Raw genomic sequence first — 20,644 nt, forward strand, 5'->3', positions numbered from 1 at the left:
CGAGGTTACGCCTGGTTATTACACCAGCCTCTGCGTTGAAGGGGGAAATTACCGCCCGCCTCATATAAGCAGGCCTTAGCTTCACAGCTCCCCAAGTGCTGAAGCTAGCCCCGCACAGTAAGCACCGCGAAATTTCCCAACCACAACACTGTAACTCAAAGACTGATGGCAGTAGCTTGCGCTGCCAGACTATAACTTACAATAATAAATTTGTAGTTTCTGCCAACGGATGTTGGCTTTCAAAGCCATTAGGCTGATTACTATTTTCGTCAGCGTATCTAGCATATTTATGCTTAGTACAAAGCATACATGCTTTATTTTTAGCTATGGACTAACCTTAATTTGCAGCGGCGCAAAGACTTGCTAAAAAGTGGTTAAAGAGCAAGGTTAATATTGAAAACTGCCACTGCGTAGGGGGGCTATTTGCTCGTAAAAAGGGGGATTTTTGCTGTCACAGGACAATTAATAATTTAAATTTTATGTCAATTGTTAGGGTTTTTATATTAACTTTTTATTTCCAAAGTGCAGAAGGGGCTAGGCATTTTGGGCTATATAGATAAGTTGTGTGTTAATTTTATGTTTCATATGAAGAAATAAGACGAATGCAAGGAAAATTGCGATGAACATCAAGTTGACAGCACCGGAAGCTTTTAGCATTATTGGCTAGTTGGTATCACTATAAAGATACCTAGGTTGGCTCACTTTAGGTGGGCCGATAAAAATTCAAAAAGTAACATTACTTAATTGGTTGGGAACTATGTCTGTTAAAATCAGAAAGAGTCTTGTAGCTTCTGCGTTGGTTGGCGCAGCTGCACTTGCAAGCAACAATGTGATGGCAGATCCGTTGAATGACTTGCACAAAGCTGGTGCAACTATTCAAACGGCTGCTGTTAAGTCTCAAACTAAAATCGACAACATCTATGGTCAAACACAAGAGCTAATCGCTGATTACCGCTCTACTGTAGATGAAACAGAAATCATGAAGGTCTATAACGACCACGTTCAGCGTCTTGTTGATGACCAAAACTCACAAATCGAGTCTTTGGAGCGTCAGATCGCTGGTATCGACAAAACAAAACAAAACGTTGTGCCTTTGATGTATCGCATGATCGATACGCTTGAGCAATTCATCAAAGCGGACGTTCCGTTTGACACTGAAGAGCGTATGGAGCGTGTTGAGAAGCTTCGCGACATCATGACTAGCGCTTCTGTGACGACTTCTGAGAAGTTCCGTCAGGTTCTTGAAGCCTACATGGTAGAGAAAGACTACAGCACGACTATGGTTGCTAACCAAGGTAGCCTGAACATCGACGGTCGTGATATCTCTGTAGACTTCGCGCGTCTGGGTCGTATCGCTTATGTAGCACAATCTTTCGACCAGAAGAACGCTTGGGTGTGGAACAACACTACTAAGCAATGGGAAGAGTTAGGCGACGAATTCTTGAAGCCTATCAAAGAGACAATCCGTATGGCCCGTAAGCAAGCGGCTCCGGATCTTGTTAAACTACCAATCTTCGGCGCGGAGTAATAGATAATGAAGAAACTATTTAAAGGTTTTGCTGTTGCAGCAGTACTTTCTGTTTCTGCCGGTGCTGCGCTTAATGCCCACGCAAACACGCAAGTACTTGACCAAATCCTTGAGCAAGTAAAGAAAGAGCGTATCTCTGAAGGCAAGCTAAACAAGCAACGTGAGCAAGAGTTCTTAGCTGCTCGTGCTGACCAGCAAGCGCTTCTTAACACTGCAAAGCGTGAACTAGCTGCTGAAAAAGCACGTGGTGAGCGTCTGCAAAAAGAATACGCACAAAACGAAATCACTCTAGCGGAAAAAGAAACTGCACTTGAAAATGCAAAAGGTACCCTAGGTGAAATGTTCGGTGTTGTACGTCGTGCGGCACAAGAAACTATCGGTTCAATCGAAGCATCACTAGTAAGTGCTGAAAAGCCTGGACGTGCTGAGATCCTTCGTTCACTAGCGGCGGCTAAAGAGCTACCAACTACTCGTGAACTAGAAGAGCTTTGGATTGCCCTACAAACTGAAATGACCGAGTCTGCGAAAGTATCTTCTTTCGAAGCTGAAGTTTCTGAGCTTGATGGTTCAATCTCAACTAAGCAAGTAACTCGTATCGGTAACTTCAACCTGATCACAGACGAAGGTTACCTGATCTACTCAGGCGACACTCAGTCGATTCAACCACTAGGTCGTCAACCAGACGGTTACGTACTTGACACTGCTAAGTCACTTATCGGTACTTCTGCAGACGCGTACACTGGTTTCTACGTTGACCCAACTCGTGGTTCAATCTTGCGTCTAAACACGCAAAAAGCAACTCCTGAAGAGCGTTTCCACCAAGGTGGTGAAGTAGGTTACATCATCGCTATTCTACTAGTGATTGGTTTCCTAATCGCGATTGTTCGTCTAGTAGACCTAACAATCACTTCAGGTAAGATCAAGAGTCAACTTAAGAACACCAGCGCTCCTTCTGAAGGTAACCCGCTTGGTCGTATCCTTAAAGTTTACCAAGACAACAAAAACCAAGACGTTGAAAACCTTGAGCTTAAGCTTGATGAAGCGATTCTACGTGAAACGCCTCGCATCGAAATGGGTATCAACATCATCAAGATCTTGGCTGCTATCGCACCACTACTAGGTCTACTTGGTACCGTTGTTGGTATGATCAACACCTTCCAGCAGATCACTCTATTCGGTACAGGTGATCCGAAGATCATGGCTGGTTCAATCTCAATGGCTCTAGTAACTACAGCCCTAGGTCTAATCGCGGCACTTCCGCTAATCCTAGTACACGCTGTTGTTGCCGGTCGTAGTAAATCAATCATCCACATTCTTGATGAGCAAAGCGCTGGTATTATCGCTGCTCACGCGGAGAAGGAGAAAGCCTAATGCTAGTCCTGATGGAGATTTGGGAATCTATCAGGGATTTTGTTGGCACAGGCGGCCAGGTTTTATACGTGGTCGCGATAGCACTCTTCCTCATGTGGGTTTTAATGATTGAGCGCTATTGGTTCCTACTTGCTGAGTTTCCGAAAATGAAAAAAGGAATCGTAGCCAAGTGGGACGCCCGCCAAGACACTACGTCTTGGTACGCACACAGAATCCGCGATGCATGGATTTCTGAAGCGTCTGAAAAATTAGATGAGCGCATGTTGTTGATTAAGACATTGGTAGCTGTATGTCCGTTAATCGGTCTACTGGGTACAGTAACGGGGATGATCGCGGTTTTCGAAACCATGGCAACCCAAGGTACTGGTAACCCTCGACTAATGGCGTCAGGTATTTCAATGGCAACAATCCCAACAATGGCTGGAATGGTTGCGGCACTATCGGGTGTATTCTTTAGTACACGTCTTGAAGCACGTGCAAAAATGGCTAAAGAAAAGCTGATCGATAGCTTGCCTCATCACTAGAGAGAGATTTGAATATGGCACGTAAACAACGTTTTCGTGAAGAAGAAGAAGCAGCGGTCGATATGACGCCGATGCTAGACATCGTATTCATCATGCTTATCTTCTTTATCGTAACTACTTCGTTCGTTAAAGAAGCTGGTATTGATGTAAATAAACCTGAAGCAGCGCAAGCGACTCAGAAGAAAAATGCAAATATCTTCATCGCTATCCGCTCTAATGGTGAAATTTGGATGGATAAGCGTCAGGTAGATGCCGAGCGTGTAGCTGCAAATATCGAACGTCTATTAGCAGAGCAACCAACCGAAATCGTAATTATCCAAGCGGATAAAGAAGCGAAGCACGGTGTTGTTGTGAAGGTAATGGACCAAATTAAAGCTGCAGGTATCGATAAGATATCCATCGCTGGAGAAAAGTAATGATTCGTTTTCTGTTTTCACTGATTGCAGGTGGGGCAGTTACTTTCGGCTTATTCTTTTTCATGGCGTATCTGATCTCCGGAGGAGACGGACGCGCCGCTAACGAGAAAGAGAAGATCGTTGTCGAAATTATGACGAATCCACCTGAATCCAAGGTTCAGGAGCGCAAACGTGTACCGCCACCGCCGCCTCCTCCGCCTAAGCAGCCGCCTAAGCCGCAGCCGCCACAGCCAGACAACAGCAACCCTGATGCTGGCGCACTAGGCTTTAATATGCCAAGTGTTAACGTGGGTGGTTCTGCCGGTGGACTAAGTGGCCCAGGTGCGTTTGGCCGAGATGGTGATGCGACACCTCTTGTGCGAATTGAACCTAAATACCCTGTGCAAGCCGCACGTGATGGTAAAGAAGGTTGGGTACAACTTTCATTCACCATTAACGAGCTAGGTGGTGTAGAAGACGTAGAGGTTATCGATGCAGAGCCTAAACGTATCTTTGACCGCGAAGCTGTGCGCGCATTGCGTAAATGGAAGTACAAGCCAAAAGTTGTTGATGGCAAGCCAATGAAGCAGCCTGGCATCACAGTACAGCTTGACTTTAAACTGAACCAAGACCAGTAAGGAGAGTGTAGAGATGAAAAATCTATCGAAAGTTACTGCACTCGCTCTGCTAATTTCCGTATCAGGCGGCGTAGTCAGCACTTCAGCGTTGGCTGCACCGAACTATGCGGAGATCGAAAAGCGCAAAAACGCTAAGACCAAGGTCATGGGTGAGCGCGTCGGTAAAAAAGTGGTTAAAGCCTTTGAGCTTTATGAAGCGGAAGATATCGACGGTGCCATTGCTGTTTTGAAAGAGCTAGACCCTTCTGATAAGTTCGATAAAGCTACGGTAGACCGTTATTTAGGTCAGTTGTACGCGCAAAAAGACAACTTTCAGTTAGCGATCAAGCACATTCGCGATGCGGTTAAGCCTGATGTGCTTAACTTCAACGACCAAGAGCAGTCAATGAAGCTGATTGGTGACTTATTGGCTAACACCAAAAAGTACAAAGAAGCGAAGCAAGCCTACATAGAGTGGATGGACTTTACCGGTCAAGAAGATGCCACAGTGTACACGCGTATTGCGCAGGCTAACTATGAGCTTGGTCAGTTTAAAGACGTAGTACAACCAGCTGAGCGCGCCATTGAGCTAGATGCGAACAATGAGCCTAAAAAGGCTCCATTCTCGCTGCTTATGGGTGCTTACTACGAGACGAAAGATTTCAAGAACGTAGTAAAAGTTGGTGAGCGTATGGTTAAAAGTTGGCCCGAAGACAAAAAGTCTTGGACTAACCTAGGTCGTTTCTATATGCAGGTAGAAGACTATGAAAAAGGTCTTAATATCATGGATATAGCTTACGATAACGGCTATTTAGAGTCAGAAGTCGACTATAAAGTATTGGCCCAGCTATACTCTTTCGTTGGTATACCTTACAAAGCCGGTTTCCATATGGAAAAAGCGGTAAATGAGGGTAAGGTTGAGCGTACTAAGCTTAATTTAACGGCAATTGCCAGCTACTATCATAATGCGAAAAACGTTAAGACAGCGGCTAAGTATTACGAAGAAGCAGCAAAGTTTGATAGCGATGCTGAGCTTTTCCGTAAGGCGGGTTCATTGCGTTTACAAGCTCAGCAGTTTGATTCGGCGGTAGCCTTATTAAACAAGGCGCTTGACTTAGGTTCGGAGAAAAAGGGTGCTATCTACTCTGATTTGGCCGAAGCCTACTTACAGCAAGAGAAATACAAGCTAGCGTATGCAGCGATCTCCAAAGCAGCGGAAGATCCAAGTACACGTAAGTTTGCTCGCAGCTGGAAGACCTTCATTAAGGATAAGGCGCAGCGCAACGGCGTAAGTCTTTAATCACAGCATGTGATCATAAAAAGCCCCATTTGGGGCTTTTTTTATATTTATAACAGCATTGAGCGGATTATGATCAAGCGAATTTTATCGGTAGGTTTATTGTTATTGGCAGGGTGCTCGGATGCGCCTGACTTAAATTCACAACAGGCTATTGCAGCCTTGCAGCAGCTCAATGCCAGACTCAGTGGCGAATCAAGCGATACCAGCCAGCCCTGGCCCTATACCGAGCAGTATCTAAAGCAACGTCATGATATCTACAATGCCATAACCCGCTCACAGTTAACCCCAGCGCAAGCGCAAACCTTGGACTATTTAATCACCGAAGAACGCTTTGTCCGCCGTTATCAACCCTGGCCTATGGCGGCAAAAATAGATGTCGATGCCACTGCCTTCCAAAACCCTCAGTGGCAGCACGGCTTGGCCGGGTGGTTGACTTATGTTGAGCACACCCTGGAGCTGGCGAAAGAGAGTAAAATCTTCCTTAATGCCGTTGAAGTAGCGCATATGCAGGCCCAGTTAGGGCATTTTAAGGACAAGGGTACAGAGCCTGCGCTCAACAAGGCCATTACCAGCCTGGAGGCCTATTTAGACAAGTATACGCCTCGCAATCAACTGGGTTTGTCCCAGTTGCCCAATGGTGCCCAGTGGTATCAGGCAAAAATTAATTATTATAGCGGCCAGGTGCGCTCTCCAATCCAGTGGTTTACCCATATTCAAGGCAAGCAAAAGAGCCTAAAAGAGACGGATGTGCAGCCTTTGCCAAACAGAGACAGCGCCCAGCTGCTCCCAGACCTTGATTGGCGGCAAAACTATGGCGACCTAAGGGGGTGGGCTAAAGAGCAGTCTCTGAGCCCGCCACAGCGCCGCATGGCGTTAATATGGATGGAAGTTGACTTAGGCGTACATGCTCATATGTGGAACGAACACTTTGTCTATACCGCCTTGGCCAAGAAGGGAATTGATGCCGGGGTGGCAACGCGCATCTTGATGCAGGTTTTAACCCACCCAGGGCAAAGCTTTATTTATGCAGGCGTGCTTAACGAGCTTTAAGATGTGCCTCGCATTGCTCGCAGCGTTGGGTGGTCACGTCTTCTAAAATGCGGGCCGCCTCAATGGGCTCTTCGCAATCGCTGCAAAAGCCGAATAGCCCGAGATCGAATTGACATTGGGTTGCTTCTAACCGCTCCAGTCTATCCACAAGATCTTTATAGGTGGGTCCGGATTTATCGCGAAGATGCGCTACCCAATCCCATTCTGGGTGCGCTGCCAAGGTTTGATATATCTCGTTCTCATGGCTGAGGGTGGAATAGCGCAAGCGATTTAAAAGTTCTTCACGCACTTGCGCGAGTAACACCTCTACTTTCGATTCAAAGTCGAGCGTCTCGATAGTCATGGCACAATCCACTGTTTTACTTAGGTAGCTTTTATTGTGGCCATTAACTGGCTGTGTCGATATGACCGTGATCAACTAAAGGCGAAAAAGAGTGAGTTAATGCTCCGCTTGCTCACTATGGTGTTTTAACACCGCCAATACTTCATCTTTATCGTGTAGACGACGGATATCTTCGAACAAGGCATCGGCCTGGCTGTAGGTGCGTTTTAAGTATCCTAACCATTGCTTGGTGCGATTGGCGAAGTAGCGTTTTGACATCAGCTCATCGTCATGCATAGACGAGTGCACTATATGATAGATAACATCATGCCAGCTCAAGCGGCGGTGGGGTTGCCCTAAATCTTCTGCTTTTATCCAGGCCGCCAGGTCAGGCATAGCCAAGGCTCCGCGGCCCAGCATCAGGTGTTGACACTGGCTTTGGATGCGGGCGTTATGGGCATCTTTAAGATCCCAAATCTCGCCGTTGGCCACCACTTCCATATTGGTATTTCTGGCCAGCAGAGGTGCTATCTTGTCCCAGTAGGCCGGTGGGCGATAGCCGTCCCGTTTGGTACGCGCATGTATGGCGATACCATCGGCCTTGGCCTGGGCTACGGCATCGAAAATCTCACTGCTTAGGGAATCATCGTCAAAGCCAAGTCGAACCTTGGCGGTAACAATATGCTCATTATCCACCGCATCACGCACTGCCTTAACGATTTGATAGACCTGCTCAGGCTCTTTCAAAAGCACGGCACCGCCCTTGCTTTTATTAACCGTCTTGGCCGGACAACCAAAGTTCAAATCTATGCCGTGGGAGCCCAAAGCGACCGCTTTAACGGCATTTTCAGCTAAATAATATGGGTCTTGCCCAAGCAGTTGGATGCGCACTGGTGTGCCGGCGCGGGTATAGCCGCCATTGTGTAACTCTGGGCAATAACGCATAAACACGCGTCGTGGTAGGCGCTGGTTAACAACACGAACAAACTCGGTCACACACAGGTCAAAGCCACCAATGTCGGTCAGCAGCTGGCGCATTTTAAAATCTACAACGCCTTCCATGGGTGCGAGGATAAGTTTCATGTTTGACCTTATAGGAAATTTTGGCCGCGTATTCTAACCTGAACTAGGCTATTGATAAAATAGCATTATCAGTTCATATTTAAGTCTGTGATCTGATTACAAAATTAATCTAATCTTAGTGAAAGCATCCGCCATTAAGTCGGGTCTACTTATTTTGACAGCTACTAACACAGAGAGAGCAAGAGCATGAACACATTAAAGAAAAATTCAATTGCATTGACCTTAGGCGCAGTTGTTGCCGGTGGTGCTGCAATGACAGCAACCGATGCCCAGGCAAATCCATTCGAAATGCAAGAAATGGTAGCTGGTTATCAGCTAGATGCCGGTGAAGGCAAATGCGGTGAAGGTAAGACTGAAAAAGAAGGTCGCTGCGGTGAAGCCAAGAAAGCCGAAAAAGAAGGCAAGTGTGGCGAAGGTAAATGCGGTGAAGGCAAAGCCAAAAAAGAAGGCAAGTGCGGCGAAGGCAAATGCGGTGAAGGCAAAGCCAAAAAAGAAGGCAAGTGCGGCGAAGGTAAATGCGGCGAAGGCAAGGCCAAAAAAGAAGGTAAGTGTGGCGAAGGTAAATGCGGTGAAGGCAAGGCCAAAAAAGGCGAGAAAGAAGGCAAGTGCGGTGAAGGCAAAGCCGAGAAAGAAGGTAAATGTGGCGGCCACAGCGCATAAGCACTGAGGTAAAGTCAGACCTATGCAAGCCGCTGTCACACGCGGCTTGTGTTTTTAGGAACCCCCTAGGAGTACGAGATGAAATCCCATGCCACAGACATAGGTAAGGTTGGCCTTGGGCTGCGTCGCGAGATGGTAGAGGAGATGCTCACCCATATTCCCGAGCAAATTGGTTTTATGGAAGTCGCGCCCGAGAACTGGTTGCCCTTTGGCGGCAAGCTGGGTAAGCAATTTAAAGCCTTGACCGAGCGTCACCCCTTTATTTGCCATGGCCTTTCCTTATCGATAGGCTCGCCGGACCCCCTGGATATTAGTTTTCTCAAGGCCCTGAAACGCTTCTTTGATGAGCACAATATTCGTATGTATAGCGAGCATTTAAGTTATTGCTCCGCCGGTGGCCATATGTATGATCTTATGCCCATTCCCTTTACCTGTGAGTCGGTAGACTATGTTGCGGCGCGCATTCGTCAAGTGCAGGATATTTTAGAGCGACCGCTGATAATGGAAAATGTTTCTTATTACGGTGCGCCCGGGCAAGAAATGACGGAATTGGAATTTACTAACCAAGTGTTGGCGGCGGCCGATTGTCAGCTCCTGCTTGATGTAAATAACATCTATGTGAACTCGGTAAATCACGGCTATGACGCCACAGCCTTTCTTCAAGGTTTGCCCAGTGAGCGCATCGCCTATATCCATGTGGCAGGTCACTATAATGAGGCCGAAGATTTAATTGTCGATACCCATGGTGCCGATGTCATAGATCCGGTGTGGCGTCTGCTACAGCAGGCTTATGAATGTCATGGTGTGCACCCAACCCTGCTTGAGCGTGACTTTAATATTCCGCCCTTGCCACAGTTAATAACCGAGCTCGATACCATAGCCGAGCTGCAAAAGCCTTTTTTAGTTAATCAGCAGCGAGCCTAAAGATGCAGTTTAAACAGGTGCAAAAGCAATTCAGTGACTATATTCGCGATCCACAGGCTAACCCCAAGCCTGAGGATATCGAAGAGCGGCGCATGAAAATCTACCGTGAGCTGTTTTTTAATAACGTCAACGGCTTTTTAGAAAGTGGCTTCCCTGTCTTGCATAGCCTTTACAAACCGCAGCAATGGCAGCAGCTGGTGCGCGCCTTTTTTGCTCAACATCAGGCGCAATCCCCATACTTTCTTGATATCTCAAAAGAGTTTGTGGACTTTTTGGCGCAAGAATATACCCCTCAGGCCAGCGATCCCGCATTTTTGCTTGAGCTGGCTCATTATGAATGGGTCGAGCTTGCGGTGGCTACAGCTAAGGTGCAGGGCCAATATCGTGCCATCGCCGCCGTAAAGGATGAGCCCTTATATTTAAGCGAATGTGCGCAGGTGGTCTGTTATCACTATCCGGTGCAAACCATTTCGGTTGATAACCAACCGACTGCCCCAGATCAGGTGCCAAGCTATATTTGTGTTTATCGTGATAGGGATGATGAGGTGCAATTTTTGGCCCTCAATGCCATGACCGCGCTGTTACTCGATACTCTCGATAAGCATCCCGGTATTAGCCTTAGCGCTTTATGTACCTTGCTCAAACAGCAGGCACCGAGCTTCAGTGAAGCCCAACTACAAGCTGGGGCGCAGCAGATTCTGGCGGACTTAGCACAAAGAAGCATAGTGCTAACGCTGGATTGATAGCCGATATTAGATTACTATATGCGCCGTTTTTTGTCGTGTTTAAGAGGTAATTACTATGGCGCATAAAGGTGATTTTAAAGACCCTTTCAACTTCAAATATTTCGCTGCATTTCTCGCGGTATTCGTAGGCATTGGTTGTCTTAATGCAATTCTAGGTTGGGTAACCGCCATTTCAGCCTAAGAAAATATTTGCACAAGGCCCCGTTAGGGGCTTTTTTGTGCCTGAAAAACCCTTAGCTAAACACCGACTCGGCCAAGGTGATGGAGCCGGCATCGGCATCAAGTGTAACCCGAGCGCCCACGGGTAAGATAAACTGTTGCTTCACATGACCTATCATGGCCCCGCGATAGGCTGGTATGCCCAGCGGCTTAATATAATCTGCGAAAATCTCATCCAGGCTCAGCGAGCCGTAACCAGAATTAGGTTTACACAGGTTGCAATCGCCAAACACAAAGCCACTGAGCTTATCCAACGCGCCCATCAGCTTTAAGGTGCTCATCATTCTGTCGATACGATAGGGAGCTTCCTCTGTGTCTTCCAAAAATAAAATGGCGCCATCAAAGCTAGGTAAATAGGGAGAGCCTGCCAAGGCCGTGAGCACGGTTAAATTGCCGCCAATTAAGCGGCCACTGCTGCGCCCCGGATTAATGGTTTGCGTCAGATAGCGGCTGTTCACCAGCTCGTCCTCACCGCGGGGTAAATTCATATAGTGCATGCGCTGGCGCTGTTCAAACAGACGTTGGAACTGTTGCACATTAAATGGATTCCAATCGCTGCTTGCATTGGGGCCGTGAAAGCTGATCAAGCCGGCTTGGGAGAGCAGGGCGTTATGCAACGCGGTAATATCTGAGTAACCCAATAAGGGTTTGGGGTTGGCAGCGATACTTGGGTAGTCGAGTAGGGGGAGAATACGGGCCGCGCCTGAGCCCCCGCGCAGACAAAAGAGCGCATCGACTTCGGGGTCGGCGAACTGGGCATTGATATCCGCCGCACGCTGGGCATCGGTTCCCGCCAAATGGCCACGGCGAGCAAGTACATGCTCGGCCAGCTTAACCTTATATCCCAGGGCCTCTACCAGCTGACGCGCCAGGATCAGCTCTTTGAGCTCTACGGTCGCCGCAGAAGGGCTGACAATGGCGATTGTGCCGCCTTTTTTTAACGCCTTGGGTTTGATAACGGCTTGAGCGCCCAATTTAGGTATACCAATAGCCTGTGCCCCGGTACTGGCCAGCAAGCCAGCTCCAAGGAGGGAGCAGGTTTTTAAAAAGGTACGTTTGTTCATTTATCTACCTCACAGGATGCGTACTGTAGCCAAGAGCTGCAGACTCTATGATTACCGCAGTGAAGTATATATTTCAAATTTTATAGGTTGGATGGAATAAATTAATAGGTGTGGTAAAGCCTCCACGGGTTGTGGAGGCTTTTGAAGAGCTTATTCTACGCCACGTAGTAGGGCGTTAACGCCAACTTTTTCGCGAGTCTGTTGGTCGACCTTCTTCACGATAATAGCGGCATACAGGCTGTGGCTGCCATCTTTACTTGGGATAGAGCCAGGAACCACAACGGCACCGGCAGGCACGCGACCATAGTGAATTTGACCTGTTTCTCTATCAAAGATGCGGGTGCTTTGCGAGATATACACGCCCATGGAAATTACCGCACCTTCTTCGACGATGACGCCTTCAACGATTTCCGAGCGGGCGCCGATAAAGCAGTTGTCTTCGATAATGGTTGGGTTGGCCTGCAGTGGCTCAAGCACACCGCCGATACCCACGCCGCCAGACAGGTGCACGTTTTTACCGATTTGCGCACATGAACCTACGGTAGCCCAGGTATCAACCATGGTGCCATCATCAACATAGGCGCCGATATTAGTGTAAGAAGGCATTAACACTACGTTCTTGCCGATATAGCTGCCTTTACGGGCGACAGCATTAGGCACTACGCGCATGCCTTCTTGCTGGAATTGCTCCGGCGTGTAATCGGCAAACTTAAGCGGTACCTTGTCGTAATACTGATTGGCACCGTCGGCAAGCACCTGGTTGTCGCGAATACGAAACGATAGCAATACTGCTTTTTTCAGCCACTGATGCACCACCCATTCGCCGGAGATCTTCTCGGCAACGCGGGCTTCACCCTTATCCAGGCGCTCAAGTACGGCGATAATGGCGTCTTTGACTTCACTCGATACGCTGCTTGGGCTAATGGCGTCGCGGTTATCCCACGCCTGCTCAATAATGGTTTTTAAATCTGCCATATTATCCTCGTTAGTGCGCCGACTAAGCGGTTGTTGCTTCATTGTCGGCGTTTAGTTTCTTCCTAAGTGCTTGATGGATCTTAACTTGCTCTTCATCCGTCAAGGCCTTGTAGTCGTTGTTGGAAACGACGAAAAAGTCTTCCGCACGCTCGCCCACAGTGGTGATGCGGGCGGCATGAATATGCAGTTGGTGACGTTGAAATACCTGGGCTATTTTGGTCAATAATCCAGGAATATCCACCGCCTGAATTTCTATTAGACTGCGATCCGCATGGGCATGAGGTCGTAATATTATCTTGGGCTTAATATTAAAGTCTTTAAAGCGCTGTGAACGACTCTTTTTAATGCGGATCTTCTTCTTGGGATCGAGCATAAAGAGCTCCAGCGCCCGTTTTATACTTGTGCCTCGCCCTGTGCTTAATGGCTCGCCATTAACCTCTAAAATCACAAAGCTGAATATCACATAGCCGTCTTTGGTGGTCATCACCTGGGCATGTTGAATTTGCGCTTTCTTTGAGCCGATAACACTGACCAGACGCGCAAATAGCGCGGCACTGTAAGGGCTGTAGGCAAAGACCTGGGTGCCGCCGTGCATGGGTTCTGGGGAGACGGTAACACTGGGCTGAGACAGGTCCTCGGAGCTTAGCAAGTGCTCACAATGCCAGGAAATCTGCTGCTCACTAAAGGCGGTAAAATAATTGGCCTTAAAGCGACTCCAGAGCAGGTCAATCTGCCCCTCATCATAACCCAGGTTGATTAACCTTTGCTTAGCCTGCTGTTTTTTATCGCGAATTTGGTCGCGCATATCCATGGGGTTTTCCAAACCTAAACGCAGTGCCCTTTGGGTATGCAGGTAGAGTTCGCGCAGCAGGGTGTTTTTCCAATCGTTCCACAAATTGTCGTTGGTGGCGCGAATATCCGCCACGGTTAAACAATAGAGGTAATCGAGCTGGCGCTCATTTTTAACCTTGCCGGCAAATTCATTGATCACATCCGGATCGTTAATGTCTTTACGCTGCGCCGTAACCGACATCAATAGGTGATTTTCAACCAGCCAGGCAATCAACCTGCCATCGGAAGTGGGCAACTGATGTAAGCGTGCAAAGGCAAGGGCATCCACGGCACCGAGTTCGGAGTGATCGCCGCCGCGCCCTTTGGCGATATCGTGGAAAATTGCCGCCAGATACAGGAGCTCCGGCTTATCCATGCGGGTGACGATTTCACTGCAAATGGGGAAATCGCTGATACGGGTTTTATCGCCGTATTGGTAGATATTGTTGATCAGTCTATGGGTGTGTTCGTCCACTGTATAGGCGTGGAATAGATCAAACTGCATCTGCCCAAAAATATTGCGCCATTGTGGCAAGTAGGCCGCTAAAATGCCGTGCTTATGCATCAGGGTAAAGGCGCGACCCATGCCATTGGGGTGCTTTACCAAACGCATTAAGGCGTCGCGACAAGCTGCGTAGTCCTGTAAATCACCGAGTAAACGACGGCGTACCTGACGCATGGTGCGTATGGTACTGGGGTAGATATGGGTGATCTCCGGGTGATCGGCAATATGCTCGAACAGCGCTAAAAGCTGGTCGCGGCGGAAAAATACCGAAGGGTTTTTTACCCGAATTTGGTGACCAATGCGCTCAAAGTTACGGTCGAGCTCGACCACGGGCAATTGGCGTTGGTCCGGTAAAATACTTTGCTCAAAATAAGCCAGCAGCATCTGGTTGAGCTCGCGCACCCGGCTCATAATGCGGAACAAGCGTTTCATCATACGCTCGACCGAGGCCTTACCGTCACTGCCGAAACCTAAAATCTCGGCGGCATGGGGCTGATGGTCGAACAACAGGCGGTTTTCGTTGCGCCCGGCGGCTAAATGCAAGGCAAAGCGAATATTCCAAAGGTTCTCCAAACACTCGAGCAACTCTTGGTATTCCTCGTGGGTGAGGTAACCGTGGTTGATCAGCTCTTCAAGAGCTTCGGCCTGAAAGTGTTTTTTCGCCACCCAGATAATGGTTTGCAAATCGCGCAAGCCACCGGGGTTTTCCTTGATATTGGGTTCCAGGTTATAAGCGGTGCCATGACATTTGCGATGGCGCAGGTCTTGCTCCTGGCGCTTGGCGATAAAGAAGTCGTCTGAGCCCCATACCGGTGTTTGCAAAATATGCTCTTTGAGCTTTTCAAACTCGATATGGTTACCAAAGATAAGGCGGCTTTCCAGCAAACTGGTGGCGAAGCTGACATCTTCTTTCTTTTGCTCAATAACTTGCTCACGGGTACGTACGCTGTGGCCAATTTCAAGATTCAGGTCCCACAACAGGGTGACGAATTGGCCGATTTTTTCGCACAGCTCAGGGGCCGGGTCGTTGCGTACTAAAAGCAGAAAGTCGATATCGGAATAGGGATGTAATTCGCCGCGACCATAACCGCCGACCGCAACCAAAGCGAGCTCCGGTTCATGGGCCAGATCGCAGCTGTGAAACAGCTTGATCAGTAAGCGGTCTATGTATTCGGCGCGGGCGCGGATAAGCGAGCCTACCGGTTGTTTATCAAATTGATTGCCGAGCCATTTATAAAAGTATTGGCTACAGGCCTTGTATTATCCAATTTGCTCGCCTGCTCAAGCAGGTCTTTTAACTTATTCGGTAGGGCCACTTAGTTATCCTTGCTTATTAACCGGGTTCGTTAATTGTGCTCAATCACTCGCGGCAGATCTTCATCGCTGCGCAGCGTTAACACTTCAACGCCGTTGTCGGTAACCAGCAGGGTGTGCTCCCACTGCGCCGACAGGCTACGGTCCTTGGTGATAACCGTCCACTCGTCTTTAAGCAGTTTACACTGGCGCTTACCGGCGTTCACCATGGGCTCTATGGTTAAACACATGCCGGCTTTTAAGGTCTCGCCCGTGCCCGGACGGCCATAGTGCATCACCTGCGGCTCTTCGTGGAAGTCTTTGCCTATGCCGTGACCACAGTATTCGCGCACTATGGAGTAGCTAAAGCCTTCGGCATATTTTTGGATAGCAGCACCGATATCGCCCAAACGTGCACCCGGCTTAACCATTTTAATGGCCAGGTAGAGGCTTTCTTGGGTCACTTCACACAGGCGCTTGCCTTGAATCGTTGGCTGGCCGACATGGAACATCTTGGAAGTGTCGCCGTGATAACCGTCTTTGATCACGGTTACATCGATATTGATGATATCGCCTTCTTTAAGCGGCTTGTCGTTAGGAATACCGTGACAAATAACATGGTTCACCGAGGTACAGATGGACTTAGGGAAACCGTGGTAGTTTAGCGGCGCAGGAATCGCATCTTGCTCGTTCACTATGTAGTCGTGACAAATGGTGTTGAGCTCATCAGTGGTCACCCCAGGCTTTACATAAGGGCCGATCATTTCCAGTACCTCGGCGGCCAAACGGCCCGCAACGCGCATTTTTTCGATTTCTTCCGGGGTTTTGATCACTGCAGTCATTGATGCTCCAATTCGGTTTTTAAAGATATTTGCTGCGCACAAATAGTGCACAAAAATTTGAGTCTTGGTCGCTAATATGGTATAAAGCGCGCCGTCTTTTTACAAATAAAATCACCGCCGGTAAAATTAAACTTACTGCGAGTGGTTTGTCTGTAACGAAGACATAACCATTTAATATTAACACACACACATATCGACACATACACTTGGGTGCACTTAGGAATGATTTTACGAAACTTTCCGCGGTGTTGGTGCTATGGGATATGTGGAGGCTTAACCCAAAATTATAGAGGAAAATACAATGGCAAACGTTTCAATGCGCGACATGCTTAAGGCGGGTGTACACTTCGGTCACCAGGCTCGTTACTGGAATCCTAAGATGAAGCCGTTCATCTTCGGTGCGCGTAACAAGGTTCATATCATCAACCTTGAGCAAACTGTACCTATGTTCAACGATGCACTTAACTTCATCCAGAACGCTGCATCTAACAAAGGTAAAGTACTTTTCGTTGGTACTAAGCGCGCTGCAAGCGAAGCAGTAAAAGAAGCGGCAGTTAAATGTGACCAGTTCTACGTAAACCACCGTTGGTTAGGTGGTATGCTTACTAACTGGAAAACTGTTCGCCAGTCAATCAAGCGTCTTAAAGATCTTGAAACTCAAAGCCAAGACGGTACGTTTGAGAAGCTAACTAAGAAAGAAGCGCTAATGCTTACTCGTGAAATGGCTAAGCTTGAAAAGAGCCTTGGCGGTATCAAGGATATGGGCGGTCTTCCTGACGCACTATTCGTTATCGATGCTGATCACGAGCACATTGCTATCAAAGAAGCGAACAACCTGGGCATTCCAGTAGTATCTATCGTTGATACTAACTCTAACCCAGATGGCGTTGACTACATCGTTCCTGGTAACGACGACGCGATCCGTGCAATCCAGCTTTACACTAACGCAGTTGCTACTGCTGTTATTGAAGGCCGTGAAAGCAACATCGCCGTTCAAGCTGAAAAAGACGATTTCGTAGCCGCTGAGTAATCGCGACTCGCTTGTCATCAAGTCTTCATCCTAAAGTGGTGAAGACTTGATATTCTTAATTCAAAGTGACGCATCGTCACTTGCTCTAAACATTGATTTGAGGAAACTCCCATGGCTGTAACTGCTGCCCTAGTTAAAGAATTACGCGAGCGCACTGGCGCTGGCATGATGGATTGTAAAAAAGCACTAACTGAAACTAACGGTGACATCGATCTAGCGATCGAGAACATGCGTAAGAGCGGTGCTGCTAAAGCTGCTAAAAAAGCGGGTAACATCGCTGCCGAAGGTACAATCCTTATCAAAGAAGGCAACGGCTTCGCTGCGCTTCTTGAAGTTAACTGTCAAACTGACTTCGTTGCTAAAGATGCAAACTTCCTAGGTTTCGCTAACCAGGTACTTGACGCTGCTGCTGAATCAAAAGCAGACATCGCCACTCTTCAAGCTCAGTTCGAAGAAACGCGTGTTGCTCTAGTTGCTAAAATCGGTGAAAACATCAACGTACGTCGCGTTGAGTACATCGATGGTGCTAAGCTAGCTTCTTACCGTCACGGCGACCGTATCGGTGTTGTTGTTGTTGGTGAAGCTGAAGAAGAAACTCTTAAGCACGTTGCCATGCACGTTGCTGCGTCTAAGCCTGAGTTCGTAAACCCAGAAGACGTACCTGCAGACGTAGTTGAAAAAGAAAAAGCAGTTCAAGTAGAAATCGCAATGAACGAAGGCAAGCCAGCCGAAATCGCTGAGAAGATGGTTGTTGGCCGCATGAAGAAGTTCACTGGCGAGATCTCTCTAACTGGTCAAGCTTTCATCATGGAACCTAAGCAAACTGTTGGCGAAATGCTTAAAGAGCGTGGCGCATCAGTATCTGCTTTCGTTCGCCTAGAAGTAGGTGAAGGTATCGAGAAGAAAGAAGAAGACTTCGCTGCTGAAGTAGCTGCGCAAATCGCTGCTGCTAAAGGCGAGTAATTTCTTTAAGCTTGTATAAGCATGCTGTGGCGAACCTTTTATCAGTGCCGTGTCTCTTTACATTTAGTAGAGGAAACGGCGGCCTTAAGTGAGCAAAAGCCATGATTTGCTTTTGCGTCGCCCAGCAAAATTAATTAGAATAACCGCGCTCTTATGTACCCACATAGGCGCGGTTATTTTTTATCTCAATTCGTTATTGGCCAGGAAAATATGAATACTAATCGCAAACCTATTTTTAGACGTGTTCTACTCAAACTAAGTGGTGAAGCCTTAATGGGCGAAGAGGGCTTCGGCATCGACCCTAAAGTGCTTGACCGCATGGCACAAGAAATTAAAGAGTTGGTAGAGCTCGACGTAGAAGTGGGTTTGGTTATCGGTGGCGGTAACTTCCTGCGTGGCGGTTCGTTGGCGGAAGCGGGTATGAACCGTGTTGTTGGCGACCACATGGGTATGCTGGCTACGGTTATGAATGGCCTGGCAATGCGTGATGCCTTGCACCGCGCCTTTGTAAATGCGCGCTTAATGTCTGCCATTCCTCTAAATGGCGTATGTGATGCTTACAACTGGGCTGAGGCGATCAGCTTGTTGAAGTCGGGCCGTGTAGTGATCTTCTCTGCCGGTACAGGAAACCCATTCTTTACCACAGATTCCGCGGCCTGTTTACGCGGTATCGAAATCGAAGCCGACACCGTAATTAAAGCCACTAAGGTAGACGGTGTGTTCAGTGATGATCCGGTGAAAAACCCAGAAGCCACTCTTTATCGTCATCTTGCCTATAATGAAGTAATTGAAAAAGAACTGAAAGTGATGGACTTGGCCGCCTTTACCCTGGCGCGCGACCACAATATGCCAATCAGTGTCTTTAATATGAATAAACCTGGTGCGCTTAAGCGCGTGATCATGGGTGAAGAAGAGGGAACCTTGATTTCTTCTGAAGCCTCTAGTGAGACAAAATAAGTAGGATACTAGCGTGATAAACGACATTCAAAAAAGTGCGCAAGAGCGCATGCAAAAAAGTGTAGCCGCACTTGGCAGCCAACTATCTAAAATCCGTACCGGCCGTGCTCACCCGGCATTGCTAGACGGTATCACCGTTTCTTATTACGGTGCTGATACGCCGCTAAACCAAGTTGCTAACGTAACTATCGAAGACGCGCGTACGCTGGCGATCAGCGTATTCGACCGCTCTTTAGCACAAGCGGTTGAAAAGGCCATTATGACTTCTGATCTGGGTCTAAATCCATCGTCAGCGGGCACGGTAATTCGCGTTCCTCTTCCTCCACTAACGGAAGAACGTCGTAAAGACCTTATCAAGATCGTACGTGGTGAAGTTGAAAGCGGTCGTGTAGCGGTGCGTAACATCCGTCGTGATGCTAACGGTGATATCAAAACACTATTAAAAGATAAAGATATCTCTGAAGACGAAGCACGCCAAGGCGAAGATGCTATCCAAAAGCTAACAGACAAGTACATCAAGGAAATGGACGCACAGCTGAGCGCCAAAGAAGAAGAATTGATGGAATTCTAAATGTGCTAAATATGAGCAATTTGCTCATAAATTGCCATTAGGTTTGTAACGCCGTCTAGGGTATACTAGGCGGCGTTTTTTTGTGGATAATTTGAGTTACATGGCTTTAGACGCAGAACAAATTTCGCAGCAATTATTGCCCAAACATGTGGCAATTATCATGGATGGCAATGGTCGTTGGGCGCAGGCTCAGGGTCACCCGCGGGTGTACGGCCATAAAAAAGGGGTTGATGCGGTTAGAGAAGCAGTGAAATTTTGCTCCAAATTGGGCATAGAGTCGCTCACCTTATTTGCCTTTAGCAGTGAGAACTGGCGACGCCCGGAAGAAGAGGTCACCACGCTGATGGAACTGTTTTTAATGGTTCTTGGCCGCGAGGTGAAAAAACTGCATAAAAATAACGTTAAATTATCCATTATCGGCGACCTAGGTCGCTTTTCCACAAAGCTACAAGAGAAGATAGCTGCAGCTGAAGCGTTAACCGCCAATAACAGCGGTTTACGGCTAAATATTGCCGCAAACTATGGTGGTCGTTGGGATATCGCCCAAGCCGCTAAACAGTTGGCGCTTAAGGTATCGGCAGGTGAAATAACAGCGGATGACGTTGACGAGCACTCGCTGGCAAAGCATATTAGTCTTAATGAACAAAGTGAACTGGATTTATTGATACGTACCGGCGGTGACCTGCGCATCAGTAACTTCCTGCTTTGGCAGGCGGCATATGCTGAGCTTTATTTTACGCCTACGCTATGGCCCGACTTTAATGAGTCGGTGTTTGCAGAGGCCATTGCCTGCTATGTATCGAGAGAACGTCGGTTCGGATGTACCGGCGAACAAATAAAACAATTACTCTCACACGCTCAGCCCTAAGTTGAA

Annotated in this window: 20 protein-coding genes and 1 pseudogene; 15 read left to right on the top strand and 6 right to left on the bottom strand. The window is 47.8% G+C overall.

Annotated elements, in window-relative coordinates:
- The first annotated feature begins 757 nt into the window (after positions 1 to 757).
- The 7 genes from C2M34_RS06545 (at position 758) to C2M34_RS06575 (ending at position 6,785) form a co-directional block, all read left to right on the top strand.
- A complete protein-coding gene (locus C2M34_RS06545; RefSeq protein WP_105200549.1) occupies positions 758 to 1,528 on the top strand; it encodes a DUF3450 domain-containing protein in 771 nt (256 codons plus the stop codon).
- A gap of 6 nt (positions 1,529 to 1,534) precedes the next feature.
- Complete coding sequence (locus tag C2M34_RS06550; protein ID WP_105200548.1) at positions 1,535 to 2,899, top strand: MotA/TolQ/ExbB proton channel family protein; 1,365 nt, start codon at positions 1,535 to 1,537, stop codon at positions 2,897 to 2,899.
- Entirely contained in the window at positions 2,899 to 3,423 is a 525-nt protein-coding gene (locus C2M34_RS06555; RefSeq protein ID WP_105190820.1) for a MotA/TolQ/ExbB proton channel family protein, read from the top strand. The genes C2M34_RS06550 and C2M34_RS06555 overlap by 1 nt, the downstream gene beginning before the upstream one ends.
- A 14-nt stretch (positions 3,424 to 3,437) precedes the next feature.
- The gene (locus tag C2M34_RS06560; RefSeq protein ID WP_105200547.1) at positions 3,438 to 3,839 is read left to right on the top strand and encodes an ExbD/TolR family protein; all 402 of its coding nucleotides are present in this window, start codon (positions 3,438 to 3,440) and stop codon (positions 3,837 to 3,839) included.
- Positions 3,839 to 4,456, top strand: coding sequence for an energy transducer TonB (locus C2M34_RS06565; protein ID WP_105200546.1), 618 nt, complete (start codon positions 3,839 to 3,841; stop codon positions 4,454 to 4,456). The genes C2M34_RS06560 and C2M34_RS06565 overlap by 1 nt, the downstream gene beginning before the upstream one ends.
- A gap of 13 nt (positions 4,457 to 4,469) precedes the next feature.
- Positions 4,470 to 5,735, top strand: coding sequence for a tetratricopeptide repeat protein (locus C2M34_RS06570; RefSeq protein ID WP_105258366.1), 1,266 nt, complete (start codon positions 4,470 to 4,472; stop codon positions 5,733 to 5,735).
- Positions 5,736 to 5,804: 69 nt separating this feature from the next.
- The gene (locus C2M34_RS06575) at positions 5,805 to 6,785 is read left to right on the top strand and encodes a hypothetical protein (RefSeq protein WP_158681401.1); all 981 of its coding nucleotides are present in this window, start codon (positions 5,805 to 5,807) and stop codon (positions 6,783 to 6,785) included.
- Here C2M34_RS06575 and C2M34_RS06580 read toward each other — a convergent pair.
- Positions 6,772 to 7,128 carry a TraR/DksA C4-type zinc finger protein gene (locus tag C2M34_RS06580; protein WP_105258368.1) on the bottom strand — a complete coding sequence of 119 codons (357 nt, stop codon included), beginning with the start codon at positions 7,126 to 7,128 and terminating at the stop codon, positions 6,772 to 6,774. The genes C2M34_RS06575 and C2M34_RS06580 overlap by 14 nt on opposite strands.
- Positions 7,129 to 7,224: 96 nt before the next feature.
- On the bottom strand, positions 7,225 to 8,190 hold the full coding sequence (locus tag C2M34_RS06585) for a tRNA-dihydrouridine synthase (protein WP_105200542.1): 966 nt from the start codon (positions 8,188 to 8,190) through the stop codon (positions 7,225 to 7,227).
- A 186-nt stretch (positions 8,191 to 8,376) separates the two neighbouring features.
- Here C2M34_RS06585 and C2M34_RS06590 point away from each other — a divergent pair, with 186 nt between their 5' ends.
- The 3 genes from C2M34_RS06590 to C2M34_RS06600 all read left to right on the top strand — a co-directional run bounded on the left by C2M34_RS06590 (position 8,377) and on the right by C2M34_RS06600 (position 10,517).
- A complete protein-coding gene (locus C2M34_RS06590) occupies positions 8,377 to 8,850 on the top strand; it encodes an HvfA family oxazolone/thioamide-modified RiPP metallophore (RefSeq protein ID WP_105215566.1) in 474 nt (157 codons plus the stop codon).
- Positions 8,851 to 8,928: 78 nt separating this feature from the next.
- On the top strand, positions 8,929 to 9,774 hold the full coding sequence (locus C2M34_RS06595; RefSeq protein ID WP_105200540.1) for an HvfB family MNIO-type RiPP peptide maturase: 846 nt from the start codon (positions 8,929 to 8,931) through the stop codon (positions 9,772 to 9,774).
- A gap of 2 nt (positions 9,775 to 9,776) precedes the next feature.
- Positions 9,777 to 10,517 (top strand): HvfC family RiPP maturation protein, encoded by a 741-nt coding sequence (locus C2M34_RS06600; RefSeq protein WP_105258369.1) that lies wholly within the window; start codon positions 9,777 to 9,779, stop codon positions 10,515 to 10,517.
- 236 nt (positions 10,518 to 10,753) lie between these two features.
- On the opposite strand, the gene C2M34_RS06605 is transcribed toward C2M34_RS06600, so the two are convergent.
- From C2M34_RS06605 to map, 4 genes and pseudogenes are all read right to left on the bottom strand, one after another.
- The gene (locus C2M34_RS06605) at positions 10,754 to 11,803 is read right to left on the bottom strand and encodes a S66 peptidase family protein (RefSeq protein ID WP_105258370.1); all 1,050 of its coding nucleotides are present in this window, start codon (positions 11,801 to 11,803) and stop codon (positions 10,754 to 10,756) included.
- A gap of 150 nt (positions 11,804 to 11,953) precedes the next feature.
- Entirely contained in the window at positions 11,954 to 12,778 is an 825-nt protein-coding gene (gene dapD, locus C2M34_RS06610) for a 2,3,4,5-tetrahydropyridine-2,6-dicarboxylate N-succinyltransferase (protein ID WP_105258435.1), read from the bottom strand.
- A gap of 22 nt (positions 12,779 to 12,800) precedes the next feature.
- Positions 12,801 to 15,430, bottom strand: a pseudogene (glnD, locus tag C2M34_RS06615) ([protein-PII] uridylyltransferase).
- Positions 15,431 to 15,460: 30 nt separating this feature from the next.
- Complete coding sequence (map, locus tag C2M34_RS06620; RefSeq protein ID WP_105258371.1) at positions 15,461 to 16,249, bottom strand: type I methionyl aminopeptidase; 789 nt, start codon at positions 16,247 to 16,249, stop codon at positions 15,461 to 15,463.
- A gap of 301 nt (positions 16,250 to 16,550) precedes the next feature.
- Here map and rpsB point away from each other — a divergent pair, with 301 nt between their 5' ends.
- The 5 genes from rpsB (at position 16,551) to uppS (ending at position 20,638) form a co-directional block, all read left to right on the top strand.
- Positions 16,551 to 17,279 (top strand): 30S ribosomal protein S2, encoded by a 729-nt coding sequence (gene rpsB / locus C2M34_RS06625; RefSeq protein WP_105200535.1) that lies wholly within the window; start codon positions 16,551 to 16,553, stop codon positions 17,277 to 17,279.
- 111 nt (positions 17,280 to 17,390) lie between these two features.
- Positions 17,391 to 18,242, top strand: coding sequence for a translation elongation factor Ts (gene tsf / locus C2M34_RS06630; RefSeq protein ID WP_105258372.1), 852 nt, complete (start codon positions 17,391 to 17,393; stop codon positions 18,240 to 18,242).
- 210 nt (positions 18,243 to 18,452) lie between these two features.
- Entirely contained in the window at positions 18,453 to 19,199 is a 747-nt protein-coding gene (pyrH, locus tag C2M34_RS06635; protein ID WP_105200845.1) for a UMP kinase, read from the top strand.
- 13 nt (positions 19,200 to 19,212) lie between these two features.
- A complete protein-coding gene (gene frr / locus C2M34_RS06640) occupies positions 19,213 to 19,770 on the top strand; it encodes a ribosome recycling factor (RefSeq protein ID WP_105200533.1) in 558 nt (185 codons plus the stop codon).
- 100 nt (positions 19,771 to 19,870) lie between these two features.
- Positions 19,871 to 20,638, top strand: a complete 768-nt coding sequence (gene uppS, locus C2M34_RS06645) for a polyprenyl diphosphate synthase (protein WP_442792518.1) — start codon at positions 19,871 to 19,873, stop codon at positions 20,636 to 20,638.
- Positions 20,639 to 20,644: the final 6 nt, after the last annotated feature.

Source organism: Pseudoalteromonas sp. T1lg88 (assembly GCF_002964765.1).
Lineage (GTDB): Bacteria > Pseudomonadota > Gammaproteobacteria > Enterobacterales > Alteromonadaceae > Pseudoalteromonas.